We start from the raw sequence: 26,159 nt of genomic DNA, 5'->3' as shown, positions 1-26,159 counted from the left end.
TTGGCTCCTCAGCGCAAGATCTTCAGGATTCTGTGCTCAAGTTCCCTGAGGTCTTGCCGCAACTCTGTTTCATCCTGTAGAAACATGGCGTGTATATAAAGCACCTTTTTGTCGTCGGACACGTCCAGGCTCAGGGTACCGGGTGTCAGTGAAATCACGCTGCTCAGGAACATAATCTCGACATCGGTGCAGGCCTCGAGGCGAAACGCAATAACGCCGGGCTTCATATACCAGACCGGTGTGGCAACGTCGTAGGCGACGCGGTAATTCGCTTTTACCAATTCCTTTATAAAGAATACCAAAAACGTGACGACCCTCGGAATGCGCCTGGAATAACCTTTAAGTACCGGCACCTGTCTTTGCAAGACCATGAGCGCCAGGTAACCGAAGAAGAAGCCTGCCACGAAGTTCATGCCGCTGAAGCTGCCGCTCAGAGCTACCCATGCCAGCGCCAGCATGATGTTCCAGAAAAAACCGATCATTGCTGTGCCCCCAGAACCGCTTCGATATAAAGCTGCGGATTCAACAGCTGGTGTGCCGCCATTTCTGCCAGCTCATAGATCGGCTGACCATTAAGGCCGATAAACACGGTGCAGGCCGCAAGGCCGATCACCGGCACGAAGTAGGCCCAGTTGTGTTTGTCTTTCACCTCGCCCCGCAAACGGCGCAAATCGGTCACGTGTTCCGGTGTTTTCTTCCAAAACACTTCCGCCCAGATTTTAATCATGGAATAGAGAGTCAGCAAACCCACTAGCAAGGCAATACCGGTGACAACATAGGCCTCCGCTTCCAGACCAGCGCGGATAACCACGAATTTTGCAAAGAAACCGGACAGCGGCGGAATGCCCGCCAGTGACAGGGCGGGGATAAGGAAAAGCAGCGCCAAAAGAGGACGTTCTTTGTAAACGCCACCGAGGTCTTTCAGGTCGTAACTGCCGAGTAACCGATAGGTGATACCGCTGATCAGGAACAGATTCGTCTTAACAATAATGTGGTGCATGATATAAAACACCCCGCCAATGATGGCCAGCGGCGTGAACAGCGCCAGGCCCAGAATCATGTAGCCAATCTGGCTGACAATGTGGAAAGACAGGATCCGGCGGAACTCGAACTGCGCGGCAGCCCCAAGCACACCGGTCAGCATGGTCAGCGCCGCAGTCCACAGAAGAATGGTGTGGGTATAATCAATGTCCTGAGTGAAAATTAACGTGAAAACGCGATAAAGGGCGTAGACACCTACCTTGGTCAGCAGGCCGGCGAACAGTGCAGAAACAGCCACTTGGGGGGTGTGATAAGAGGCCGGTAGCCAGAAAAACAGTGGGAAGGCCGCCGCCTTTATACCGAAGGACACCATGAACATCATCGATATGACGGTCACCATACCGGGGTCTTCAATGGTTGCTACTTTCTGAGCAATGTCGGCCATATTCAGTGTGCCGACCGTGCCGTAAAGCAAACCCACTGCAGACAGGAAAATGGCCGAGGAGAACAGGTTCAGAGTGACGTATTTTATCGCGCCCTCCATTTGTGCCCGTTCGCCTCCCAGGGTGAGCAGGGCGAAGGAGGCGAGCAGCATTACCTCAAACCAAACAAAAAGATTAAAAATATCGCCAGTCAGAAAAGAGCCGGCAACGCCTGCCAGCAGCAGATGCATCAGTGGGTAATAGCCAAACTTCTCGTGACCTTTGGGCGTGGAAGCCAGCGAATAGATGGCGATGGCCAGCCCTATGATGCCGGTCAGCACGATCATGATGGCGCTGAGCAAATCGGAGACAAACACAATGCTGAAAGGTGCCGGCCAGCTTCCCATTTCCATAACCAGAAACCCCTGGTCTATGGTGGAGCGCAGCAACCATACGCTGGCTGCAAGAAGCAAAGCGGTCGCTAACACGGCAATGATGCGCTGATAGCGAATTGACCGCCACAGCGCTATCGACACTGCGCCGGCAGTCAGCGGTATCAGAATCGGTAGGGCAAGTTCCAGGTTCAAGTGTCCGTATCCTTCATCTGGTCGAGGTCATCGGTTCCCACGACTTCATAGGCGCGGCGTATCAGAACCACTGCAAATGCCAGAACACCAAAGGCAATAACAATCGCTGTGAGGATTAACGCTTGGGGTAGCGGGTCAGCTATGGCACCCAATGGTGCATTGGTCCCTTCCGGAAGCAGCGGCGGCGCTCCGCGGGTCATGCCTGAGACCACAAAAATAAGGAGGTTGGCAGCGTTGCTTAACAAGATCAGACCGATAACCAGTTTGACGATGGAGCGGCGCAGCATCATGTAAATCGCTGCAGCGAACAGGATGCCGACGACATAAGCCATCAAGCTTTCCATACTGGCGCTCCTTGTGTGTTCAACGGGGGCGAGTGGTTACGATAATCCTGAATCATTCCTCCGACTCCATCAGGTTGATCACAAACGTCATGATGGTTCCGAGCACGGCCGCGTAGACGCCGATATCGAAAATTAGCACGGTCGACAGCTTGAGATAGGTATCGCCGGGCAAAGGCAGTTCCCACCAATGGGCCGTTAACATGGGTTGGCCGGCCAAAAAAGCGGGAAGCGTTGATGCAAGGGCGAATAGCAGGCCCGCTGACAGTAAATCCCTGGGATCGACCCGAAGAATGCGCCGTGTGGCTGTCGAACCGAATGCGAAGGCATAAAGCACGAACGCGCTTGCGGCTACAAGCCCGCCGATAAAACCGCCGCCGGGTTCGTCATGGCCCCGGAGCAACAGAAATAACGAGAACATCAACTGCAGCGGCATAATGAATAGTGCCGCTGTGTGCAGAATCAGCGTGTTTGTTTTCATGGTTTGTGCTGATCCTCCGCCTTCAGTTTAATCATTGAAAGCACACCCAGAGCAGCAAGAGACAAAACAAAGATTTCGCCCAGAGTGTCCAGCGCCCGGAAGTCCACCAGAATGACGTTTACGATGTTGCGGCCGTAGGCAAGCGTTGCGCTGTTTTCGATGTAATAACTCGAAATGCTCTCGAAGTACTGCACGTCCAGCGCCGCAAGAATCACCAGGGTCATAACTATGCCAGCGAAAATCGCAACCGCAAGATCGCGATAACGCTCAAACGGGGACGACAGGTTGCCAAATTCAGGCAGTTTGAACAGCACCAGCACCAGCAGGATCACTGTTAACGTCTCTACCAGCAGCTGGGTGATGCCCAGATCCGGCGCGCTGAACAAAATGAACGTGAGTGCGACACCGAAGCCAAGCACGCCCATGGATGCAACAGAGCCAAGGCGTGAATGGGTCGTGCTGGAGAAAGTCGCGGCCGCTACCAATAACAGCGCAATGCCCCACTCATAAAAGTGACTGTCGGCAAGGTCGAGCGTCAGATTGATTCCGTGTTTGGTCAGCAGCGTGTAGCCGGTTAAACCGAAGGTTACGGCAACCAGAATAAGAAGGTATAGCCCAAGAACACCGTTCTGAAGTACCCGGGTTTGCCAGGCGGCGATGATGGTGATGCCTTCCATGAACTTGAAATATCCAGCCTCCGGGCCAAATCGTGCGGCTGACGTATTGATCGCAGCAAGAGGAGATCGGAGCCGATTCCAGCTGGCCACCAGGCCCCACCCCAGAAGTAGACTAACGATTGACAGCATCAGGGGCTTGTTGACGCCATGCCAAAGCGCCAAATTGGTTTCGACGGCGGACCCATTGATGCTACCAATCGCCGCTTGCAGTAATGCCGCTTCGGGAAGAAAGGGCAGCAGCCCGAACACCAGGGCCGTCACCGCCAGCACCGCCGGGCCAATCAGCATGCCAAAGGGCGCTTCATGGGGGATTCTGGGTGTGTTGCCGACTTTCCCAAAGAACGGTTTGATCGCAACCAACCCGGCCACGGCCACGAGCAGCATCGCTGCCAAGACCGTTGTGATGGTTAGTCCGACTGACCAGAGTGGCGACTCAAGCAGAGACTCAAACAGCAGCTCTTTGGCGATAAAGCCAAACAGCGGTGGTAGCCCTGCCTGGGAAAGAGCGGCGAGGCAGGCAATTGCCGCCGTAATCGGCATGGCCTTTCGCAGCCCGCCCATAACGGTGATGTCTTTTGTGCCGGTCTCGTGATCCAGTGCCCCGGCGACCATGAACAGGGCGCCCTTGTACAGAGAATGCGCTACTAAAAAACAGATAAAAGCGGTCAGGGCCAGCTCCGTGCCTACGCCGATCAGCATGGTCAGGGTGCCCAGTGCCATTATGGTGGAATAGGCCAATACCTTCTTGATACCGGTGCTACTGAACGCCAGATAGGCTCCGGTCAGCATAGTAGCGGCGCCGAAAAGCATGAGCGCCTGGCTCCAGAGTTCACCTTCGCCAAGAGAGGGGTTCAGTCGCGCCATCAAGTAAATGCCAGCCTTTACCATGGTAGCGGAATGCAGAAACGCGGAAACCGGCGTCGGTGCGGCCATGGCGTTGGGGAGCCAGAAATGGAAGGGCACCTGGGCGGATTTGGTAAACGTGCCTGCCAGGATACAAATGACCGCTGCGGTGTAGAGTGCGTGCTCGTGCAACGGCATATCCGACGACAAGATTTCAGACAGCGAATAGCTACCGCTCATGATCGCCAGCAGAATCAGCCCCGCCATCAGTGCCAGGCCGCCGGCAACCGTTACGAAAAGACCCTGCAGGGCAGACTTGCGGGCTGCCATGTCTTCGTGATTAAAGCCAATCAACAGGTAGGAAGTAATGCTGGTCAATTCCCAGAACACGAAGAGCGTTACCAGGTTGTCTGAAAGCACAAGACCAAACATCGACGCCATAAAAGACAACATCAGCACGAAGAACCGGGCCAGATATTTATGTCCGGCAAGATAGGAACCGGAATAAATAAGGATAAATGTGCCGATACCACTGATCAGCAATGCAAAAACCAGAGAAAGCCCGTCTACCAGGAAATTCAGCGTGATATCCAGGCCAGGCAACCAGGCATATTCGATGACCAGCGAACCATTCGCCTGGACGGCTGGAATCAGACTGACGAAGTAGATTGTTAGGCTGGCTGGCAGCAGGGCAAGCGCCCAACCGATGTACCTTCCGGTCACCCGGTGCAGCGCCGGGACGACCATCGCGAGTAAAAATCCTGATAATACAGCCAATAGCATAGTTTGATCGCGCTCCAGTCAGACCCTTCGAAATAATTAGGTTACTGCCGGTAAGGAACCAACTCATAAACGTTAATTATCGCTTCTTTCTCAATCACTTGGGAGACTATCCGACAACTTGGATAAAGGCAAGAAAGCTCGCTGGCGTGCGCTCTAATCACCAGCTTTGTTCAGGTTTACGCTCTAGACTCCCACGTCTTTGACGTTCTCCATCACCACAAAGGTACTGGTTTGTAAAACGTGGGGCAGAGCTGAAATCTGTTCACCGAGAACTTGCCGGTATTCGGCCATGTTGCGGGTGCGGACTTTGAGCAGATAATCGAAGTTACCGGCAATCATGTGGCACTGTTCAACGGCGGAGATCTGGATGACAGCCTCGTTGAACGCGTTTAGAGCGTAGATGTTGGTGTCGCTCAGTTTTACTTCCGCAAACGCGATGTGGCTTTGTTGCAGTTTGGTGTGATTGACCAGTGCTGTGTACCCGGTAATGTAGCCCTGTTCTTCCAGCCGCCGCATGCGAACCTGGCAGGGCGTCTTGGACAGTCCAACCCGGGACGCCAACTCTGTAACGGTGACTCGGGCATTCTTCTGCAATTCGCGAATGATTGAGTGGTCAATCCGGTCCAGTTCCACGATCATTATCTCCTGCTGGGTGTGCTCCGGTCTGTTTGAACTTTTCCGTAGTTCGTACGTAAAATCTGGATAATGCCCGGAATGGAGTTATCTGGGTTTTGATTTCGCGCACGTTAATTTCTGCAAAGTACCGACATTAAGGCTACGCTGAAGGTTTGGAAGTGTGCTTTTCTCAGAAGAAATAGTGGTACTAAAGCGTTCAGATCTGGGAGTTTAGCCTATCTAGCAGCGCGGTCTCAGAGTTTTTGCCATTTTTTACCTCCAAAAAAAGATAAATTGGTCTGTAAATTCCTTTTTTACAGTGAAAACTTTTTTGCTGTTCTCGGTAGAATGCCGCAACGGTGAGCAATACAAACAATGAAGAAGAGGGTACAACCATGAGACCGCAGCAATCAGAGACTCCCGCAGTTGTCGACAGCCGACAGGCGATCCGCGATTATTATCTTGCATACGAGCATGTCGTCGTTCACGAGATGATTGCTGGCGCTCAATTATCCCCGTCCGAGAGCAAGGCTATCTCTGCCAGAGCGGCCGACCTGGTTCGTGGCGTTCGGAAGAACGCCAAGCCCACCATCATGGAAAAATTCCTGGCCGAGTACGGGCTAACTACGAAAGAAGGCGTTGCTCTCATGTGCCTGGCTGAGGCCATGCTGCGTGTGCCGGACGCTACAACTGTCAACGACCTGATCGAAGACAAGATCACGTCCGGGTGCTGGGGCGACCATCGGGGCAAGGCTTCCTCTTCTTTGATCAACACGGCGACCATCGCCTTGTTGATCACCAGCAACCTGCTCAAAGATTCAGAGCGCAAGAGCGTAGGCGAAACCCTGCGTAAGCTTCTGAAACGTTTGGGCGAGCCGGTGATTCGCACGGTGGCAAGCCAAGCCATGAAGGAGATGGGGCGGCAATTCGTTCTGGGGCGCGATATCAAGGAAGCCCAGAAAGCCAGTGAAGGCTACATGAAAAAGGGCTACACCTACTCTTATGACATGCTGGGAGAAGCGGCCCGCACGGATCATGACGCCCAGCGTTACTACAACGCCTACTCTGACGGCATAGACAGTATTGCCAAACATTGCAGTGGTGACGTTCGCAAAAATCCGGGCATTTCTGTCAAGCTCTCTGCGCTGCTTGCACGGTATGAGTACGGCAACAAAGAGCGGGTCATGAAGGAGCTTGTGCCTAGGGCTATGCGACTGGTCAAAAAAGCGGCCGCCGCTAACATGGGCTTCAATATTGACGCGGAAGAGCAGGACCGGCTGGAACTGTCAATGGACGTCATCGAGGCTCTTCTGAGTGATCCCGAACTTGCAGGCTGGAATGGCTTCGGCGTCTGTGTGCAGGCTTACGGTAAGCGTGCGCCTTTCATGCTGGACTGGTTGTACGGGATCGCTAAAAAATACGATCGCCGCATCATGGTGCGGCTGGTTAAAGGTGCCTACTGGGACGCTGAAATCAAGCGTGCCCAAGTCATGGGCCTGGACGGATTCCCTGTGTTTACCCGCAAGGCCTGTAGTGATGTGTCGTTCTTGTCTTGCTCTACCAAATTGCTGAACATGACGGATCGCATTTACCCTCAGTTCGCCACCCACAACGCGCACTCCGTGTCGGCAATTCTTGAGCTGGCCAGAGTTCGTGGTGAAGCCAACTACGAGTTTCAGCGCCTGCACGGTATGGGTGAATCTCTGCACGGCCAAGTTATGGGCGACAGCGGCGTACCCTGCCGGATCTATGCGCCGGTAGGCCCCCATCACGAACTGCTGGCGTATCTGGTGCGTCGCCTGCTGGAAAACGGTGCCAACAGCTCCTTCGTAAACCAAATTGTGGATGAAGATATTCCGCCTGAAATGATCGCAAAAGACCCGATCGATCTGGTTAAGGAAATGGGTGACGACATTTCCAGCAAGGCGATTGTGCGTCCAACCAAGCTTTTTGGTGAGAATCGCCGCAACTCCAAAGGCTGGGACCTGACTGATTCGGTCACCATCGAAGCCATTGATAAGGGCCGCGATGCTTACAAAGAGCACCATTGGAAAGGCGGGCCGCTGATTTCGGGTAAGGTATCGGGCACCGAAGCACAGGTAGTTCGCAACCCGGCCAACCCGGAAGATTTGGTGGGTCATGTTACCCAGGCCAACGAGGCCGATATCGAAACCGCAATTTCTGCCGCGCAGAAAGGTTTTAAGTCATGGTCTGCCACGCCAGTAGAAGAACGTGCCGCCTGCCTGCGCAAAGTCGCGGATCTTTATGAAGAGAACACCCTCGAGCTGTTTGCACTGGCCACCCGCGAGGCGGGTAAATCGCTGTCGGACTCAGTCGCTGAAATTCGTGAAGCGGTGGACTTTGCCCACTATTATGCCAACGAAGGCGTTCGCTATGAAAACAGCGGTGAAGCCATAGGCCCGGTGGTGTGTATCTCACCCTGGAATTTTCCGCTGGCTATCTTCACCGGTCAGATTCTGGCTAACCTGGTGGCGGGTAACGTCGTTCTGGCCAAGCCAGCCGAGCAAACGTCGCTGCTAGCCGTTCGAGCAGTAGAGCTGATGCATCAGGCAGGCATTCCCAAGGATGCGATCCAACTGGTGCCGGGCACCGGTGCCACCGTGGGTGCGGGCCTGACTTCGGATTCCCGTATAGCCGGCGTCTGTTTTACCGGTTCTACCAATACCGCCAAGGTTATCGACAAGGCCATGGCCGAAAACATGGCACCGGATGCCGTCTTGGTGGCAGAGACCGGCGGCCTGAACGCCATGATTGTAGATTCCACCGCACTGCCGGAACAGGTAGTTCGTGATGTGCTGGCTTCTTCCTTCCAGAGTGCGGGCCAGCGTTGCTCTGCGCTGCGGATGTTGTATGTGCAGAAGGACATTGCCGATAGTCTGCTGAAAATGCTGTACGGCGCCATGGAAGAGCTGGGCATTGGTGATCCGTGGCTGTTGTCTACAGATGTAGGCCCGGTCATTGACGAACCATCCGCGAAGAAAATCATCGATCACTGCAAGAAGTTCGAGAACAAGGACCAGCTTCTGAAGAAACTGTCAGTGCCGCACAAAGGCAACTTTGTGTCTCCTGCGGTGATCAAGGTGAACGGCATTGGGGATCTGGAAGAAGAAATCTTCGGCCCGGTTCTGCATGTGGCTACTTTTGATGCGAAAGATATCGACAAGGTAGTGGATGACATTAACGCAAAGGGCTACGGCCTGACCTTTGGTGTTCATAGCCGGGTAGATAGCCGAGTTGACCGTATCTCCCGTCGCATCAAGGTGGGTAACATCTACGTCAACCGGAATCAGATCGGTGCGGTCGTGGGTTCTCAGCCGTTCGGTGGCGAAGGTTTGTCAGGGACTGGTCCGAAAGCCGGTGGCCCGCAGTATGTGCGTCGGTTTATGAAAGGCGAGACGGTTCAGCGGCCGGCAGAATCGGGTGGCAAGAATGTGGATGCAAGAGCGCTGGAGAGCCTGATCGGCAAGCTTGGCAGAATGAACACCCAAGTGCCAAAAGCGCGGGTTGAGGCCATGCAGTCGGTCTTCGACAGTGTTCCGGAGCCACTTGACGCCCACGAAGAGGTAATGCCGGGGCCAACCGGTGAAAGCAACATTCTGACCAATCACGCCCGTGGCACGGTGCTGTGTCTGGGTCCGGATAAAGACACAGCGATCGAGCAGATGATCATGGCACTGGCTCAGGGCAACAAGGTAGTGGTGGTTGCGCCGGGTGTCAGTGACACCGTAGATCGTGCTGCCAAGGCTGGTTTGCCAGTGGTTGGTGTGGAAGGCCAGCTGGAGCCGGATGCTCTTGAAACCGTCAAGGGCTTCGAAGCAGCGGTCAGCTGTGGCGAGCACGCTGTGCTAAAACCGTATCGGCAGGCGCTGAGAAAGCGCGATGGTGCGCTGCTGCCGCTGATTACGGAGCATAAACTTGATCAGCGGTACGTGATCGAGCGCCATCTGTGTGTTGACACAACGGCTGCTGGCGGTAATGCCAGCCTGATTGCTGCGTCTGAATAAGCGGTCTCGTAACAAGGCGCAGGGAACCCATGGAAGGGCCCCCACGCCCGGTAATGAGAAGACCTAGACCGGTTCCGCTGCAATCTCCCGCAAGGCTTTGACCAGCGTTTCCGGTTCCTGGGCCCCAGAAATCATATATTTGCCATCAACGATATAGGCAGGCACGGCCGAAACCCCGGCTTGCTGGTATTTAGCTTCGTCTTGTCTTACATCATCGGCATACCGGTTTGAGGTAAGAACCTCTCGGGCTTCAGAACTGTTCAGGCCAATCTTCTCCACGCATTGAACCAGAATGTCCGCCTGGGCGATATTTTCGGCGCGGCCGAAATAGGCTTCGAAAAATGCTTGTTTCATCGCCGTCTGCTTGTTGTGCTGTCCAGCCCACTTCACCAATCTATGAGCGTCAAACGTATTGCGGGTATAGCGTTCCTGCAGTTTTTCGAAATTCAGGCCGAGGCTGTGGGCGACGTCTATCATCTGGGCCTGATTTGCCCTCATTTCGTCCTCGCTGCGCCCATACTTGCGGCTCAGTGCCGGGAGTATGGGTTCGCCGTCGCCGGATGGGTCCGGGTTGAGCTCGAATGCGTGCCATTCGATGGCAAAATCCATTTCGTTTTTCAGCTCTTCCATGGCCTTTTCCAGCCGTGCATAGCCAATCGCACACCAAGGGCAGGCAATGTCCGACACAATATCAATAGTTACATGTTTCATGGAAAGTTCCTCCGGTTTCTGTTCAGATTCGATTCTGACCCAAAAACTGCGTGACGACAAAACTGTGGCCCTACAATCATTGATTCGAACATCATTGCGCCGCTCTACCTGGTTCCTTGCCGGGTGTGTGCTCTTGGTGCTGATGATGATACTGCTGTTCCGGTTTGTGAACCCGCCAACCTCTGCGTTTATCCTGGCTTATCTGGTAACTGATTCAAACCCTGAGCTGCAACATGACTGGGTGGCGCTATCGGATATCTCTCCCTGGATGCCGCTGGCCGTGGTCGCCAGCGAAGATCAACGATTCCCTGAGCATCATGGTGTTGATTTTGCGGCTATCCGCAAAGCCGTTTCAGAGCATAAAAAGGGGCAAGGCTTGCGTGGCGCCAGCACCATTACCCAACAAACCGCTAAAAACCTGTTCCTCTGGAATGGTCGCAGCTTTGTTCGCAAGGCTTTGGAGGCCGGTTTGGCCATTGCAATTGATGCACTTTGGCCGAAGCGCAGAATTCTTGAGGTTTACCTGAACATTGCCGAATTTGGCCGTGGAGTTTACGGAGTAGAAGCGGCCAGCAGGCGGTATTTTGGTATTTCAGCCAGCCAGCTGTCGCAAAACCAGGCGGCCAGGCTTGCGGCGGTTCTTCCGAATCCGAAAGTGCTCAGCGCCGCCCAGCCTTCAGATTATGTATGGGGTCGGGTTACGTGGATTCGGGGCCAAATGGACCAGTTGTCCGGTCTGCGATACTTGCGCGGCCTTGAAGAATAAATACGTCCCGTGCCTGTGAAATGTGGGGCAGATCTGTTTTCTGCTAACCTGTTTTACATCCGTTTTTTTACCTGGTATCTGGAGATGCAATGGCAAAGCCCACCGAAGCCCGGCAACGGGCGATCCTTGAACGGCTGGACAGGTTTAGCCGCTTCACCGACAGCAGCATCGGCATCCCCTTCACCCGCTTCAAGATTGGGGCTGAAGCCGTTATCGGCCTGGTGCCGGTGGTGGGAGACATCGCGGGTCTGGCGTTGTCCGGTTACGTGTTGATCGAAGCGCAACGGGCCGGGGCCAGCAAGGATGTAAAGCTGCGCATGCTGCGGAATATGGGTATCGATTTTATAGGTGGCCTGTTACCCGTGGTGGGAGATGCCTTTGATGCCATCTACAAGGCCAATACTCGTAATACACGGTTGCTGAGACGTTATCTGGAAGAGCAACTCGCTGTAGAGCCGCCTGCGCCACCGTTTCCCTGGAAGATTTTGGTGGGGTTGTCCATTCTGTTTGGGATTATTGTCGCCGGCCTGAAGCTGGTTTTTTGACAAGCTGGCAGGGGCGATGGCGAGCTGGTTCTATTTTCGGTTGCGCCGGTAAGTAATGAAGCCTGCAAAGCTGTTCTGTATAAAAGTTAATCAATTTAAGCTGATCGTCAGAATCCGCCACCGTCGGGTGTCCGTAAACATAGGTGTAATTACCCGAATTAAACCAGAGGATGATGACGTGAAAAAAACAGGAATCGTAAAGTCGCTTGTAATTTCTTCGCTGATGTTGGGCGCTGCAGTGGTTGCCTTGCCAGCTTTTGCTGAAAATCATAAGATGGGTAAAATGGATTCGATGAATATTGTTGAGAAAGCGGTAGAGACAGAGAGCTTGAGTACTTTGGTTGCTGCGGTTAAAGCCGCCGGTCTGGTAGAAACGCTTTCCGGAGAAGGCCCTTTCACAGTATTTGCACCCACCAACGAAGCGTTTGCGAAACTGCCCGCAGGCACCGTTGAAACATTGTTGAAACCAGAAAATAAAGAACAACTCCAATCGATTCTGACCTATCACGTATTGGCCACCAAAGCGCCGGCGGCGGCAGCGATTAAGATGGTTCAGGATGGTGGTGGATCGGCCTCAGTAGCCACGGTCCAGGGCGATGAGCTTACGTTCAGTCTCGAGGGCGATTCGTTGATGATCGAGGACTCAAAAGGAAATATGGCCACAGTGGTGGCGGCAGATCTGATGCAGTCCAATGGCGTAGTGCACGTGATTGATACGGTGCTGATGCCGTAGAGACAGAACTGAAAGAGATTGAATAGAAAAAAGACGGCCTTCGCGGCCGTTTTTTTGGTTAGCAATAATATTGGTTTTTTCTTAACCCACAGTCAGGCATCGTGACGAATCACTTTGCAGAAGGATGATTGCATCAGATGTTTGTTAGCACGATGGTAACCAGTCCATGACGACCTATTTCATTCAAGCTTTTATTTACCTTTTGGCTGCTGTGATCGCAGTGCCTTTGGCAAAACGCTTTGGCCTGGGTTCCGTACTTGGCTACCTGGTTGCCGGCGTGGTGATCGGGCCGGTTATGGGGCTGGTAGGGCAGGAAACCAACACCATCCAGCATTTTGCGGAATTCGGTGTTGTTATGATGTTGTTTCTGATCGGTATGGAAATCGATCCGAAAGCGCTTTGGGTCAAGAGGGTTCGCCTGTTGGGGCTCGGCGGCCTTCAGGTTACGTTGACGGCGGCGGCCGGGATGACTGGCGCCTGGTGGCTTGGGCTTCAGTGGCAGACGGCCCTGGCGGTGGGCCTTATTTTCGCGCTCTCGTCTACGGCCATCGTGCTGCAAACCCTCGACGAGAAAGGGCTGTCAAAGACGGAAGGCGGCCGCAATACATTTTCCGTGTTGCTGTTCCAGGACATCGCTGTTATTCCCATGTTAGCCCTGATTCCGCTGTTAGCGTTGCCGGGCTTGAAGGGCGACTCAGCCTCTGGGTCCAACGAAGACGCGGGCCTGAGCCTGGTGGCCGGCCTGCCGGGCTGGGCTCATGCCCTTGTTGTTGTAGGCGCGGTCGCTGCCGTCATTGTTGGCGGCTATTACCTGAGCCGTCCGTTGTTTCGTTACGTGGTGCAGTCCGGGCTGCGAGAAGTGTTCACCGCCACGGCGCTGATGTTGGTTATTGGCATTGCCGCGCTCATGAGTGTCGTAAACCTCTCGCCTGCCTTGGGGGCCTTCCTGGCAGGTGTGGTTTTAGCCAACAGCGAGTTCCGCCATGAGCTGGAAGCCAACATCGAGCCTTTCAAAGGCCTGTTACTGGGCCTGTTTTTTATCACTGTGGGTGCCGGAATCAACTTCGAGGTATTGGTGGCCGAGTGGGGCACCATTGTTTCTTTGGGCGCGGCGGTTATTGTGGTCAAGGCGCTTATTCTATTTGCGCTTGCGAAGATGTTCGGAATTCACAGCAGCAACGGCTGGCTGTTTACTCTGGGGCTGGCACAGGCTGGCGAGTTTGGTTTTGTGTTGCTCACCTACAGCGTGCAAAGCGATGTAATTCCGCCGGAAATCTCCCAGATTCTTTCTCTGGTTGTTGCGCTGTCTATGTTCCTCACACCTCTGTTGTTTATCGCTTACGACCGCATTGTGCTGCCCCGTTACCAACGCTCGCAAAACGATGATCGGGATGCGGACACCATTGATGAGCAAGCCCCGGTTATCGTGGCTGGCGTGGGGCGGTTTGGGCAGATTGTCTGCCGTTTGCTGCGGGCTAACAGCATTCCCATGGTGGTGCTCGATCATGAACTCGAGCAAATTGAAAATGTTCGACGAATCAACATCAAGAGCTTCTTCGGAGATGCTAGTCGCCCTGACGTGCTGGAAAAGGCGGGTATTGAACAGGCTCGCCTTTTAGTTGTGGCGATTGATGATCGGGATCGCGCTGTGGCGATGGTGAAACATGTAAAAAAGTTTTTCCCCGATGTATGGGTGCTGGCGCGCGCCTTCGACCGTGGCCACGGATATCAGCTTCTGAAGGCGGGTGCTGATGATGTGATGAGCGAAACCTATCGCTCTGCTCTGGAGCTGGGTGGCCATGCGCTTACGGCGATGGGCGTGCACCCAATGCGAGCAAAACAGATGACCTGGGCCTTCGTCGAAAATGAGCGGGCCCAAGATGCACAGCTATTCGAAGCCTGGAAAGAAATCGAGGAAGGCATTAACTTCAGCCCCCGCTATGGTGAGCTGTTCATGAAGCTCGAAGAAGCCTTGAGCACATCCATGCAGGGTGATTGGGAAGCACCGAAGCCTGAGGATGTTCCGGTCTGGAAACCCCCTGGAATGGATTAAAGGCCGGCTTTAAAGGCTATGGGCTAAAGCGCACTTCCACATGAACCAGACAGAAGCACATTGGCTTGCTCGTTCAGTGACGTTTGCGAATTTTCTTGATCGTTTCCTGGAGCCACCCCTTAGCGGTCGCCACTGAATGTTTGCCCTCGACTAGCTCACGCAAATTGGTCAGTTGTTGCTCGAACAGACCGGTACCTTTCAGGTCATTGGGTGTTTCGTCGGGGCCAAGGGGCAGGATATGTTCGAGATAAGTCCCCTCCAGAAACCGGCGCAGCAAGCCCCCGCCGAGAAATGCCTCGTCATTGTTCAGTGTGCGTGTTGCCCGTAGCAGGCGGCGGATGTCGTACTGGCCCGGGTAAATGTCGGGCACCTGCTTCTTGACGCCCAGCAGGCTGTAGACACCGATGCGGGCCGTGCGCACGGAACTTTCCAGGGTAAACACCACGTCGTTATGGGTTTCAACGAACTGGCCGAGGCAGGCGAGGTTGGTAGAGCCTGTCGGCACCGCCCAGGGGCGGTCTCCTTGCGCACGGGGCATGAATTGAGCGGTGATGTAGGGCATCAGCGCGGAACGTACTATGGTCGCGGCAATGACGTCGCCGACCTGATCGATCAGCCCGAGGTGGTAGCACAGTTCGGTCAGGATTTCCTCTCCGGTGCATTCCGGCATAGGTTTTTTCACATAATCGCCGGGCTTGTCCATGAGCAGCCCATACACCCAAGGCACGATCACGTCGGAGGGCTGGTCCAGAAAGTGTGGCTGGCGGTTGACGGTCATGCTCATCAGCCATGCGGAGTCAGTGAAGGTCACGACGCCGCCGGTTACGGTTTTTCCGGAATAGGGGTCGTTGACCGCCAGTTCCGTGATCTTCTCGGTCAGCGGGGAGGGTTTGCACGTCAGTGTTGCCGATTCCCAGGTTGAACTCGGTACGTCGGCACAGAATTTCTCGGGTCGCCCGAAGTCGGGGGATTTTTCGGCGAGCTTTTTCCAAAGCTGCCAGCTTGAGCCGGTCAGCGGATCCGGCTGGTTCACCTGCAGTTTGGGCACAGTGCCATCTGTTCCGTAGGCGGTGTCTTCGACGATGGAGCCGATGGTCACGAATACTAGGTCACGCGGGCGCACCTTGATGGTCTTTTCGCCATCAGTGTTGCGGCACTGGATTGCAGTGGTGGTTTTGGATTCGCCTCGGATACCTATTTCCAGGTTGCTCACAATCGTGTCGTACTGAACGTTAACGCCCTGATCCCTAAGCCAGCTCATCAACGGCCGTACAAAACTGTCGTACTGGTTGTACTTGGGGAAAACGAGAGCGGTCATGTCATTCAAACCGTCCAGCAGGTGCAGAAAGCGGTGCATATACAGCTTCATTTCCAGCACGGAATGCCAGTTCTGGAAGGCGAACATGGTGCGCCAGAAGGTGTAGAAATTGGTGTTCAGGAAGCCTTCACTGAACCATTCCTCAACCGTGATGTTGTCCAGGTCTTCCTTGCGTGCGAGGAAAAGCCGAACCAGCTCAAGCTGCTGCAGGCGGCTGAGGCCCATGATTGAGGAGTCCTGAATCTGGCCCTGTTTTTCCAGAAGTCGGACTTTTGACCAGTTTTTGTCGGCGTCGTTAACGATCCGGTATTCGTCGAGCACGGTAAAGGGTGCTGGCAGCTCGAGTGCCGGTATTTCCGAGAAAACGTCCCAGAAGTTCTGGTAGGTCGCTTCCATTTCGCGGCCACCGCGGACGATGTAGCCTTCCTCGGCATTGCCCGCGCCGTCCAGTGCGCCTCCCTCGACCTCTTGGGACTCCAGAATGGTGATGTTTTCTGCCGGCATGTGACCGTCGCGGATCAGGAAGAAGGCTGCGGACAGGCCGCCGATCCCACTACCCACAATGTAGGCATGGCGCTGGTCAACGCCTTCGGTGGGCAGCGGGCGGTGATTGACATAGCTCCCATGCAGATCCGCAGGTGGCAATGGGGTATCCACTCCATTGTGCAAATGCCGGGACGAGGCGTCCGGAGATATGTCCACCGTTTGCTCCGCCATGGCGTCAATGTGGGTTTTCAGACTAGAAGTATCGAAACGGGCTGATTTCCGACGGGGCATGGTGTTCTCCTTCCTGGGGCAGCGGAGTAAGCGCGGATCGCCAACCACCTGTGCATCGCGGAGCAAGGGTTGACTCGGTATCTAGATCAAGAAAGCCGATAAGGTTTAAGGATAGTTCTGATTCAAAAAATCGGGGCAGATTAATTTCTTCCACAGGGTTTTCCCGTCACCTCTCTTGAATCGTTTGTTTGTGTCTTTATGGCAATGCAGTTTCGACGCTGGCTGCGTTAGAGTTTAACCGTCAATAGCCAATAGCGATCCCTTAATCATCACAGGAGAGACTTATTTATGAGTACCTATAAAGCGATCAATCTGGTGAAGCACCTCAAGGGAAAGCCCGGACCGGAGCTGTTTGAGGTGGTGGAAAAAACCGTACCGGAACCTGGCGACGGCGAATTTCTGGTCAAGCAGGCTTACATGTCTATGGACCCGGCCATGATGGGTTGGATGACCGGCGACACCGATAGCTATATCCCACCCGTAGAGCTGGGAACGGTGATGCGTTCATCTGGCGTTGGTGAGGTGGTTGCCTCCAGGCACGCTGATTTTGCCGTGGGCGATCAGGTGATGGGAATGTTCGGCTGGCAGGAAATGGCTCTGACAGACGGTAAAGGTATCAACAAGGTGGATAAAAAAATACCACTGGAAATGGCGCTGGCGGTTTTTGCATTGCCGGGGCTGACTGCCACTCAGGGGCTGTTCGGCTGTGGTCATCCCAAGTCGGGTGAAACGCTGGTGGTGTCTGGAGCGGCGGGCTCGGTCGGCTCGATTGTCGGCCAGTTGGCCAAAGCTGAAGGCCTGCGAGTTATTGGTGTTGTTGGCGGCCAAGAGAAGGCGGACTGGATTATTAACGAGCTGGGTTTCGACGGTGCCGTGAATTATAAGACCGACGACCTGGGTGCGAAACTGGACGAACTGGTACCCAATGGCATTGATGTGTATTTTGAAAACACCGGTGGCCCGATTCAGCATTACGTGTTCGATCGCATGAATGCGCACGGCCGTGTTGTGGTATGCGGGATGATTGCCGATTACACCGCCGAAACCCCTCGCCCTGGCCCAAGCTGGATGCGTGTTATCAAAAAGCGCCTAACCATTCAGGGCTTCACTATGCCCGACCACATGCACAAGGCGCAGGAGCTGCAAGCCAAGCTGGCCCCCTACGTTCAGAATGGCGATATTAAATATCGTACTCACGTTCTGGAAGGGCTAGAGTCGGCGATGGACGGCCTGAATCTGTTCCTGAGCGGCGGTAACAAAGGTAAGTTGATGGTGAAGATCTAGCGGTTCTTTTTAATTAAAGGCAAGGAGATTCAGATGAAAGCTGCTCGTTTTTATGACAAAGGTGATATTCGCATAGAAGATATCCCCGAACCGACAGTAGAACCCGGCACTGTAGGCATAGATGTAGCTTGGTGCGGCATCTGTGGTACCGATTTGCATGAGTTTATGGAGGGGCCCATTTTTATTCCGCCCTGCGGTCACCCCCACCCGGTCTCAGGAGAATCTGCTCCGATCACCATGGGGCACGAATTTTCAGGCGTGGTTTACGAAGTGGGTGACGGTGTAGACGATATTGAAATCGGTCAGCACGTTGTGGTTGAGCCTTATATTATTGCGGATGATGTGGACACGGGCCCAGGTGAAAGCTACCAGTTGTCCAAAAACATGAACTTTATTGGCCTTGGTGGCCACGGTGGCGGCTTATCCGAAAAAATCGCAGTCAAACGTCGCTGGGTGCATCCGATTTCTAACGCTATTCCCCTCGATCAAGCCGCTTTGATTGAACCTCTTACAGTTGGTTATCACGCGTTTGTTCGCAGCGGTGCCAAAGCCGGTGACGTTGCGCTGGTAGGCGGTGGTGGCCCTATTGGTTTGTTGTTGTCTTCAGTATTAAAGGCAAAGGGGATAACCGTTATCCTTACGGAGCTGAGTGCGAAACGTAAAGAGAAAGCGAAAGAAACCGGCGTTGCGGACCATGTTCTGGACCCCTCTGAAGTCAACGTTATCGAAGAGGTTATGAAGATAACTGAAGGGCGGGGTGTGGATGTTGCGTTTGAGTGCACCAGCATCAACGAAGTACTGGATACCCTGGTCGAGGCGACAAAACCGAGCGGAACCGTTGTCATCGTATCGATTTGGAACCACCCGGCGACGGTGAATGTACACAGCGTTGTTATGAAAGAACTGGACGTGCGTGGAACCATTGCTTACGCAAACAACCATGCAGACACCATTAAGCTGGTAGAGGAAGGTAAAGTGAACCTGGAGCCCTTCATTACCCAGCGAATCAAACTTGAAGATTTGGTGGCTGAAGGTTTCGAAAGGCTGATTCATAATAATGAATCAGCCGTGAAGATAATTGTTCATACATAACAGACGTCGTTATATAAGAAATTAAAAACAATGTAGATTGTATAAAAATTGCAGAAGAAGTTGGGTAAAGCTAAATTATAGCTAGTAAAAATCAGGGCTATAACTTAGCTGTTTTTTAAGGGCTCACAGGCCCTTTTCCTGCATAACAGGGGCGCTGAACACGCCAGCCGTTCAGGCCGCGCGGATAAATTCCCGTAACCGCGGCGCAATGGATTCACGCCATTTACTGCCGTTGAACACACCGTAATGGCCAACATCCGGTTGCAGGTGATGCAGTCGGCGGGAGTCTGGTACATTGATGCACAGATCTTGCGCGGCCCGGGTTTGTCCGGGGCTCGAAATGTCGTCTTTCTCACCTTCGATAGTCATCAAGGCCGTGTTGCGAATGGCAGCCGGATTCACTAGGCGCCCGCGGTGCTTGAAACAGCCCCGAGCTAGATGAAACTCCTGAAAAACGCGCTCAATGGTGTCGAGATAATAAGTGGCTGGCAAATCCATTACCGCCAGGTACTCGTTATAGAACTCGCGGTGGCGGCTGACCTTCTCGGTCTCGTTGTCGCGAATGGATCTGAACAGCCCGCGATAGGCATCAACGTGGCGGTCGAAATTCATGTTTACAAATCCGGTCAACTGCAGGAATCCAGGGTAAACCTTACGCATGGCTCCGGGGTAGGGCGCGGGTACCGGATGGACCAGATTGCGTTTGAACCACGCCAGGTTGTGTTCAGTGGCTACTTTACAAGGCGCTGTAGGGTTGATGCGTCCGTCTATGGGGCCGCTCATCAACGTCAGCGAGCGAGGTGCGGCGGGGTGGCCATCCTCTGCCATGATGGCGGTGGCAGCAAGCACTGGCACCACTGGCTGGCAGACTGCCAGTACGTGGATGTCTGGCCCAAGGTGGTCGATGAAGTCAATAACGTAGTCGATGTAATCATCAAGACCAAAATCACCTTTTGACAGCGGAACCTTGCAGGCATCGCGCCAGTCGGTAATGTACACGTCATGGTCTGGCAACATGGCCTCCACGGTGCCGCGCAGGAGCGAGGCAAAGTGGCCGGACAGCGGCGCTACGATCAGCAGTTTGGGGTCATCGGGCCGCGCTACGTCACGTTTAAAGTGTTTGAGCTGCGCAAACGGCTTGCGGCATAAAATGGCTTCATGGACGTCGACTTGCTGGCCGTCACAGAGGGTAGTGGACAGATTGAAAGCCGGTTTCGGGTAACGGTGAGTAAGATCCCCAAACACATCGTAAGCCGAGGCAATGCTGCGTGACCCGGGAATGCGGGATAAGGGGCTCAGGCGGTGTTGGAGTAGGGTGCTGTGGGCGCTGGTGAGCATGCGCATGGGCTTGAGCGCGGCGCGGCCTATCTCGTGGGCAAAGTACATCATGTCATTGTCCTGCTTGAGTTCTGGGTTGCGACACTGTCGAGCAGGTTCCTTGGCTCTTGCATCACCTGATGGTTATTTTCGAGGCGCGGTCCCGGTACAAGTACCTGTAGGACAGCGCCTATGCCCCGGTGATTCTTGGGGAATAGGTACTAATAACCTAACATATTTTTTCGAGTGCGTTCTGAGCAAATTTTGTGCTCACTACGCGTTTTGTGGTCGCACCCTTTGTACCTATCAGTTTGTTCGGTGATCACGCCATAAAAGAATCAGCAATGCCACAGCCGCCAGAGAGCCAACGAAGACGGAGAAGATAATACCGGTCGCTTTAAGGCTGAGCAGGCTGGCCATCAAGCCGATGCCAATCACTGGCACCGAGATGGCAATGTAGGCAACAATAAAGAAGGTTGAGGTTACTGCGGCGCGCTCCGCTGGCGGACAAGCTGCGTTTATAGCGCCCAGGCCGGCGCGAAAAGCGATTCCCTGGCCCGTGCCAGCGATGACTGCACCGGCCATGAACAGGGTAAGCGACTGGAAATGGATACCGAGCGCTACGGGCGTCACGCCAGCAACAAGCGTGGCGCATCCGATGGGTAAACGCAGGCGCAGCGGCAGTTTATCCTGCAGGAACTGGCCGAGTGTTGAGGCAATAAAGATACTGCCCGCGACAACGCCGATCAGCAGACGGTTATCATAACCCAGCACATTGCCCATCATTGCCGGTGCAATCGAGGTGAAAAAGCCACAAACCGCAAAACCAGCAAAGCCCGCGATGGCGGCGGGTATAAACACACCGCGTACTTCCTGGGGCACATTCAGGCGCTGAAGTGACAGCTTTGGGTGCGTCGGTCTTTTCACGGTTTCCGGAGCCCGCCAGATGCAGATGAGCGCCAACAGAGCAAGCGCGATGTGTATCAGGTAGGTCAATTCCAGTGGAGAGGGCAGGTAATGCGAAAGCGCGCCCGCCAGCATAGGGCCAAGGCCCAGTCCGCCCATGTTCGCTGCGGTGGCAAAAAACGTGGCCCGCTCACGCCAGTGTGGTGGCGCCAGCTCCAGCACGGCCACGGTCGCGGTGCCGGTAAAAATACCCGCCGAGAGCCCGGACAGGACACGGCCCGCAAGAATCATTGCCAGACCGTCAGCCTGCCAGAATATCAGGTCGCTGATGATCGAACAGACGATGCCGGCAAACAGCAATGGCCGGCGGCCCAGCTGATCAGACCAGCGGCCAGTGATCACCAGTGCTGCAATGACACCGAAGGCGTACGCCGCAAAGATAATAGTGATCATCAACTGAGAAAACCCGAAGGCTTCCCGATAGATGGGGTAGAGCGGGGTCGGCATGGTGGTGCCGATCATCACCACGCTGAATGCGAAGGCGGCGCCGAGAAAAACCAGGAATGCTGATAAGCTGTGAGGGTCTGTGTGCGTAGTTGATGATTGCATAATGGTTTGGTGAAGGTTTCGGAAGGCTGATTCGCAACAAAGAATTAGCCGTGAAGAGCATTGTACATAGGTCGCAGAAGCCCCTCTATGAATGGAAGCCGGGTTTTAGCGTTTTTTTAACGCAACACGCCCCGCGGGCAAAGAACCTCTTGACTACTTTTGGCCCAACCAATAAGATTCATTATAAATAAATGTTAAAGACCAAAACCAAGGTGCAATCCAATGGTTCAATCATTTAAAGACGTATTCAAAGGGAAAAAAGCTGCGGCAGTACAAGTGGATTCAGCTCAGCACTTCGACCCAAAAGCACAAAAAGAAGCCGCAGTTGATGCCGAGATGCTGCCCAAAAAGAAAGGTAAACACGGCGACTCGGGCGTTTGCTGCGGTTCTTGCTCGTGAGCCGATAGCGGTATCGCTTTTTGAATGACTAAGGCTGCAAAAAAACGCGCGCGAGCTGTTTGCAGCTTCTTGATGTTAGCGCCGCTATTTTTAACGCAGCGAAATTTAACGCACTCCGGTTAAGTCGGGGCTGATTTATTTCGGCCGATGCATCTGAAATTTTTGCGACGCGTTTACTGCAAAGTAGTCCGCCGGTCCGCCGCCGCGAAGAATGGGTTCGCCCGCTGCCGTATCGTAAACGCCGTCCCGCAGCAGGTGTTGCGCTATGTGCACGCCCACCACCTCGCCGAACACCATCCAGGTATTGACCTTCTGACCGTCGACGCCTGCCAACTGAATAATCTGCGTGACCCGACATTCAAATGTTACCGGACTTTCCGCCACGTGCGGCACGGAGATAATCCGCGAAGGCTTCGGGGTCAGCCCTGAAAGGGCGAATTCATCAACTTCAGGCCCGACAGCGGCGCAGGTTTGGTTCATGGCCTCTGCCAGGGGACGAGTCGCCAGATTCCAGCAAAACTCACCGGTTTCTTCCGCATTACGCACGGAGTCTTTGTAGCCGACGCTGGAGAATCCGACGATTGGGGGAACATAGTTGAAGGCGTTGAAGAAGCTATAAGGCGCAAGATTAAGCGCGCCGTCACGGCTTTTCGTTGAAATCCATCCAATCGGCCGTGGGGCCACCAGGGCATTGAATGGGTCGTGTGCAAGTCGGTGACCATTGGCGGGTTCGTAGAAGTGTATATCTTCGGGCATAACAAACTCCTGACAACAAACTCGTGCTTTACGCATGGGTGTAACCAGACCACCGTGCGGAGTGGCCGGTTAATAAACTAGGCGTCCGTATTAGAACTCCAGGCAGATTTTCCCGAAGTGCTTTCCGGATTCTTCATGGCGAAAAGCATCAGCAATGTCTTCCAGCGCAAAAGACCGGTCAAGAACCGGATGCATGTCGTTCACTTCAATCGCGCGAATCATCTCTTGCTGATGGGTCCGGCTGCCCACAATCAAGCCTTGCAGCCGGGCCTGTTTTGCCATCAGTTTTGCGGTGGGAATATCGCCAGCCCGGCCGGTCAGTACGCCTATAAGCGCGATATGGCCGCCAATGCGAACGGCATCGATGGATTCCGGAAGAGTGCCAGGGCCACCCACTTCGATAACGTGATCAACACCCACGCCATTTGTCAGCTCCTGGACTCGCGCCCCCCAAGCCGACGTTGTTTTGTAATTGATGGTGTGGTCTGCACCCAATGCTGTAAGCCGCTCCAGTTTTTCGTCTGAAGACGACGTGGAAATAACTCGCGCGCCCATCATCTTGGCGAACTGTAGTGCAAACACAGACACCCCACCGGTACCCAGCGTGAGCACGGTATCGCCTGCTTTTAAACCACCATTAACAACCAGCGCTCGCCATGCTGTTAAGCCTGCTGTGGTCAGAGTAGCCGCTTCAGCATGGGTGTAGCCCTTCGGTGCGTGGGTAAACCAGCTGGTTGGGCGGATGACCTGCTCGCGGGCGTAACCATCCTGGCCGTCACCGGGTGTGGTGCTGAAATTATCAATAGGGGCGGCGCCAGTCAGCCATTCAGGGAAGAAGGTTGACACCACATGGTCGCCAACCTTGAATTCGCTGACACCTTCACCGATGGCATCCACAACACCAGCGCCATCAGCCATGGGGATGCGCTGGTCTTCGGTTGGGATTGCCCCGACAACCACTGCATAATCGTGATAGTTCAGGGAGCAGGCATGAATGCGTACCCGCATTTGGCCAGGCCCAGGCGCGCCAGGTGCCGCGCTATTGTTAAGCTTGAGGTGTTCCAGGCCGCCGGGGCTTGAAAGGGTAATGCTTTTCATATTTATGGCCTTTGATGGTTGCTGCAGGTCTATTCACTGTGCCCGAAGCTTACTGAAGTCTTTTGGTGAATGATAATGAACAACCTGTACTGCGGGAGCCAGTAGAGGATTTTCTTATGTACGCTCGTTAAATGGGTTAAACGACATCGTATTTTCCACCATCTACTATATATCCCGCTCGATAACCGTGCTAAAACCATTTCCCCCCCGACAGCAACCTGCGTTTATAGGCTCGGGCACATCGTTTTTACCCATCAGAGATAGCAGCATGTCCGACAAGTTCTTTTTTAAAGGCAGGCAGGATGCCCGTCAGCACCACACGGCGCGCGGCGGTTTTCAAATTAATGCCAGCAAAAAGCCCGGTAGTAAGAAGTTCCCGTTAACGTTGATTGTTACCAGCGAAGCACGGAAGCAAGAAGTTGAAGTTCTCGTAGCCGAAGCAGATCTTTTCGCCAGCATTACGGTAGACGCAAGTGCGGATGCGGCTGAGTCCATTGGTGAGCTAACGACGATTCTGGACAAGGGCGTAACGGTAACGCAGGCTAAAGTACCTGCCCGGAACGATCCTTGCAGTTGCGGCAGCGGTGTTAAATTCAAAAAGTGCTGCGGTTAAGCCGCGGGGATAGTGTATGCGCGTTTGTGGTGTTGAATTAACCGGCAGCGATGCCGTGGTGTGTTTGCTGAACCTGGATCAGGGGCATTTCAGTCTGCCAGACAGTAAGGTTCGTAAGTTAAGCCTTAAGAAAAACCACACCCGTGGCGACCTTCAAGAGTTTCAAGCGTCCATCGTGAAATTTTTGGCCGAGCACGGCGTTAATAAAGTAGCTATTAAAGAGCGCATGCCGAAAGGAAAGTTCGCCGGGGGTGCCATCAGCTTCAAGTTAGAGGCCGCTATTCAATTAATGGCCAGTGCTGACATTGAGGTTGTGTTGCTTCCGCCCGCACTGATTAAATCGACGCTCTCATCTAATCCTTTGCCTGTTCCGTTTGCAGACACCGGTCTGAAGATTTTTCAGGAAACCGCGTTTACAGCGGCTTATGTAGGGCACGTGGCAAAGTAGCGCCAGCAATGTCCAGACTCACACGTTCATTTTAAGGAATTGAAACGCTCTATGCGCTCTGTAGTGCTTCTTGATGGTGGCCTTGGCCAAGAAATTTACCGGCGTGCTGCTACTGTCAGTTCGCCGCTGTGGTCGGTTGCGGTTATGCACGAGCAGCCAGCCGTGGTTACTGCAGTACACGCTGATTTTATCCGCGCTGGAGCCAAAACATTGTCGCTAAACACGTATGCTGCCACGCCATCCCGTTTGTTGCAGCACGGCCAGTTGGAGCAATTGGCGGCCATTCACCAAAATGCTTTCGAGTTGCTGGGGCAGGCTGTAAAAGCCACCAGCGCGTGTGTGGATATTGCAGGTTGCCTGCCGCCCCTGGCTGGAAGTTATCAGGGCCAGCCCGCGCGTTCGTTTGAAGACTTGCGAGATGAGTACGCGGTGTTGGTAAAGCTGCAGGCCGCCGCTGATGTACTGCTGATTGAAACCATGACCAATACCCTGGAAGCGTGTGCGGCCTGTGCCGCCGCGAGCGAGTTGGGCAAGCCTTATAGCGTCGCGTTTCGCCTTGAGGCAGACGGCAAACTGATGTCTGGCGAAACCCTGGCGGAGGCGGTTGCTGCGGTTTCCCCTTACTCACCCACGGCCGTGATGCTGAACTGCTGTGATCCCGAGTTGATTTCTGCAGCTATGCCCGAGCTTGTTAGGTTGTATCCGTGCGTCGGCGGTTATGCCAACGCCTTCAAGTCTGTGGAGGCTATGGCGCGGGGTGGTTTGGTGGATGCCCTGGAGACGCGGGAAGATATTTCCCCACAGGCCTATGTGGCCCATGTGCGCCAGTGGCTAGCTGATGGGGCGACAGTTATTGGCGGCTGCTGCGAGATTACACCGGAGCACGTGCGGCACATTGCGGAAGCGCTTGCGGATGACTATGAGTTTATTCGGTTCTCCCGGCAGCCTGTGTCAAACTCCTGAGCAAGATAACTCGAGT

Annotated in this window: 23 protein-coding genes; 11 read left to right on the top strand and 12 right to left on the bottom strand. The window is 54.1% G+C overall.

Annotated elements, in window-relative coordinates:
- Nucleotides 1–8: 8 nt before the first annotated feature.
- The 6 genes from ATG98_RS03050 to ATG98_RS03025 all read right to left on the bottom strand — a co-directional run bounded on the left by ATG98_RS03050 (nt 9) and on the right by ATG98_RS03025 (nt 5,754).
- The gene (locus ATG98_RS03050; RefSeq protein ID WP_098419450.1) at nt 9–482 is read right to left on the bottom strand and encodes a Na+/H+ antiporter subunit E; all 474 of its coding nucleotides are present in this window, start codon (nt 480–482) and stop codon (nt 9–11) included.
- Complete coding sequence (locus ATG98_RS03045) at nt 479–1,990, bottom strand: Na+/H+ antiporter subunit D (RefSeq protein ID WP_098419449.1); 1,512 nt, start codon at nt 1,988–1,990, stop codon at nt 479–481. Before ATG98_RS03045 ends, ATG98_RS03050 begins: the two co-directional genes overlap by 4 nt.
- The gene (locus tag ATG98_RS03040; RefSeq protein ID WP_007350771.1) at nt 1,987–2,334 is read right to left on the bottom strand and encodes a Na+/H+ antiporter subunit C; all 348 of its coding nucleotides are present in this window, start codon (nt 2,332–2,334) and stop codon (nt 1,987–1,989) included. The genes ATG98_RS03045 and ATG98_RS03040 overlap by 4 nt, the downstream gene beginning before the upstream one ends.
- Before the next feature lie 52 nt (nt 2,335–2,386).
- Nucleotides 2,387–2,812 (bottom strand): Na+/H+ antiporter subunit B, encoded by a 426-nt coding sequence (locus ATG98_RS03035; RefSeq protein ID WP_098419447.1) that lies wholly within the window; start codon nt 2,810–2,812, stop codon nt 2,387–2,389.
- The gene (locus ATG98_RS03030; RefSeq protein WP_098419446.1) at nt 2,809–5,115 is read right to left on the bottom strand and encodes a putative monovalent cation/H+ antiporter subunit A; all 2,307 of its coding nucleotides are present in this window, start codon (nt 5,113–5,115) and stop codon (nt 2,809–2,811) included. The genes ATG98_RS03035 and ATG98_RS03030 overlap by 4 nt, the downstream gene beginning before the upstream one ends.
- 183 nt (nt 5,116–5,298) lie before the next feature.
- Nucleotides 5,299–5,754, bottom strand: a complete 456-nt coding sequence (locus tag ATG98_RS03025) for an Lrp/AsnC family transcriptional regulator (protein ID WP_179888028.1) — start codon at nt 5,752–5,754, stop codon at nt 5,299–5,301.
- 371 nt (nt 5,755–6,125) lie between these two features.
- Between ATG98_RS03025 and putA the strand changes: the two genes are divergently transcribed.
- Nucleotides 6,126–9,755, top strand: coding sequence for a bifunctional proline dehydrogenase/L-glutamate gamma-semialdehyde dehydrogenase PutA (putA, locus tag ATG98_RS03015; protein WP_098419444.1), 3,630 nt, complete (start codon nt 6,126–6,128; stop codon nt 9,753–9,755).
- A gap of 63 nt (nt 9,756–9,818) precedes the next feature.
- Here the strand turns inward: putA and ATG98_RS03010 are convergent, their stop codons facing one another.
- On the bottom strand, nt 9,819–10,466 hold the full coding sequence (locus ATG98_RS03010) for a DsbA family oxidoreductase (RefSeq protein ID WP_098422111.1): 648 nt from the start codon (nt 10,464–10,466) through the stop codon (nt 9,819–9,821).
- 64 nt (nt 10,467–10,530) lie between these two features.
- Between ATG98_RS03010 and mtgA the strand changes: the two genes are divergently transcribed.
- From mtgA to ATG98_RS02990, 4 genes are all read left to right on the top strand, one after another.
- Entirely contained in the window at nt 10,531–11,232 is a 702-nt protein-coding gene (gene mtgA / locus ATG98_RS03005) for a monofunctional biosynthetic peptidoglycan transglycosylase (RefSeq protein WP_179888256.1), read from the top strand.
- A gap of 89 nt (nt 11,233–11,321) precedes the next feature.
- Nucleotides 11,322–11,777, top strand: a complete 456-nt coding sequence (locus tag ATG98_RS03000) for a DUF4112 domain-containing protein (protein ID WP_098422110.1) — start codon at nt 11,322–11,324, stop codon at nt 11,775–11,777.
- Between the two features lie 55 nt (nt 11,778–11,832).
- Complete coding sequence (locus tag ATG98_RS02995) at nt 11,833–12,510, top strand: fasciclin domain-containing protein (protein ID WP_228706005.1); 678 nt, start codon at nt 11,833–11,835, stop codon at nt 12,508–12,510.
- Nucleotides 12,511–12,676: 166 nt separating this feature from the next.
- Entirely contained in the window at nt 12,677–14,563 is a 1,887-nt protein-coding gene (locus tag ATG98_RS02990; protein ID WP_098419440.1) for a monovalent cation:proton antiporter-2 (CPA2) family protein, read from the top strand.
- A gap of 73 nt (nt 14,564–14,636) precedes the next feature.
- On the opposite strand, the gene ATG98_RS02985 is transcribed toward ATG98_RS02990, so the two are convergent.
- Nucleotides 14,637–16,658 (bottom strand): oleate hydratase, encoded by a 2,022-nt coding sequence (locus tag ATG98_RS02985; protein WP_098422109.1) that lies wholly within the window; start codon nt 16,656–16,658, stop codon nt 14,637–14,639.
- 288 nt (nt 16,659–16,946) lie between these two features.
- On the opposite strand from ATG98_RS02985, the gene ATG98_RS02980 reads away from it, so the two are divergent.
- The gene (locus ATG98_RS02980; protein WP_098422108.1) at nt 16,947–17,942 is read left to right on the top strand and encodes an NADP-dependent oxidoreductase; all 996 of its coding nucleotides are present in this window, start codon (nt 16,947–16,949) and stop codon (nt 17,940–17,942) included.
- A 33-nt stretch (nt 17,943–17,975) separates the two neighbouring features.
- Nucleotides 17,976–19,034, top strand: a complete 1,059-nt coding sequence (locus ATG98_RS02975) for a 2,3-butanediol dehydrogenase (RefSeq protein WP_098422107.1) — start codon at nt 17,976–17,978, stop codon at nt 19,032–19,034.
- Between the two features lie 171 nt (nt 19,035–19,205).
- Here the strand turns inward: ATG98_RS02975 and ATG98_RS02970 are convergent, their stop codons facing one another.
- Both ATG98_RS02970 and ATG98_RS02965 read right to left on the bottom strand, forming a co-directional pair.
- Complete coding sequence (locus ATG98_RS02970; RefSeq protein ID WP_098422106.1) at nt 19,206–20,423, bottom strand: polyhydroxyalkanoate depolymerase; 1,218 nt, start codon at nt 20,421–20,423, stop codon at nt 19,206–19,208.
- Nucleotides 20,424–20,657: 234 nt separating this feature from the next.
- On the bottom strand, nt 20,658–21,866 hold the full coding sequence (locus ATG98_RS02965) for an MFS transporter (RefSeq protein ID WP_098422105.1): 1,209 nt from the start codon (nt 21,864–21,866) through the stop codon (nt 20,658–20,660).
- Nucleotides 21,867–22,088: 222 nt separating this feature from the next.
- Between ATG98_RS02965 and ATG98_RS02960 the strand changes: the two genes are divergently transcribed.
- The gene (locus tag ATG98_RS02960; RefSeq protein ID WP_098419434.1) at nt 22,089–22,265 is read left to right on the top strand and encodes a CCGSCS motif protein; all 177 of its coding nucleotides are present in this window, start codon (nt 22,089–22,091) and stop codon (nt 22,263–22,265) included.
- 135 nt (nt 22,266–22,400) lie between these two features.
- Here ATG98_RS02960 and ATG98_RS02955 read toward each other — a convergent pair whose 3' ends face one another.
- The gene (locus ATG98_RS02955) at nt 22,401–23,021 is read right to left on the bottom strand and encodes a flavin reductase family protein (protein WP_098419433.1); all 621 of its coding nucleotides are present in this window, start codon (nt 23,019–23,021) and stop codon (nt 22,401–22,403) included.
- Nucleotides 23,022–23,111: 90 nt separating this feature from the next.
- Nucleotides 23,112–24,119 (bottom strand): zinc-dependent alcohol dehydrogenase family protein, encoded by a 1,008-nt coding sequence (locus tag ATG98_RS02950; protein ID WP_098422104.1) that lies wholly within the window; start codon nt 24,117–24,119, stop codon nt 23,112–23,114.
- A gap of 268 nt (nt 24,120–24,387) precedes the next feature.
- Here ATG98_RS02950 and ATG98_RS02945 point away from each other — a divergent pair, with 268 nt between their 5' ends.
- From ATG98_RS02945 to ATG98_RS02935, 3 genes are read left to right on the top strand one after another with little or no spacing between them, the layout of a single operon-like run.
- The gene (locus ATG98_RS02945) at nt 24,388–24,732 is read left to right on the top strand and encodes a PBPRA1643 family SWIM/SEC-C metal-binding motif protein (RefSeq protein ID WP_098419431.1); all 345 of its coding nucleotides are present in this window, start codon (nt 24,388–24,390) and stop codon (nt 24,730–24,732) included.
- Nucleotides 24,733–24,748: 16 nt separating this feature from the next.
- Entirely contained in the window at nt 24,749–25,180 is a 432-nt protein-coding gene (locus ATG98_RS02940; RefSeq protein ID WP_098419430.1) for a DUF3010 family protein, read from the top strand.
- Between the two features lie 51 nt (nt 25,181–25,231).
- A complete protein-coding gene (locus ATG98_RS02935; protein ID WP_098422103.1) occupies nt 25,232–26,143 on the top strand; it encodes a homocysteine S-methyltransferase family protein in 912 nt (303 codons plus the stop codon).
- Nucleotides 26,144–26,159: the final 16 nt, after the last annotated feature.

Source organism: Marinobacter sp. LV10R520-4 (assembly GCF_002563815.1).
Taxonomy (GTDB): Bacteria; Pseudomonadota; Gammaproteobacteria; order Pseudomonadales; family Oleiphilaceae; genus Marinobacter.
The sequence above is the reverse complement of the archived record's forward strand: the minus strand, read 5'-3'. Positions and strand labels throughout refer to the sequence as shown.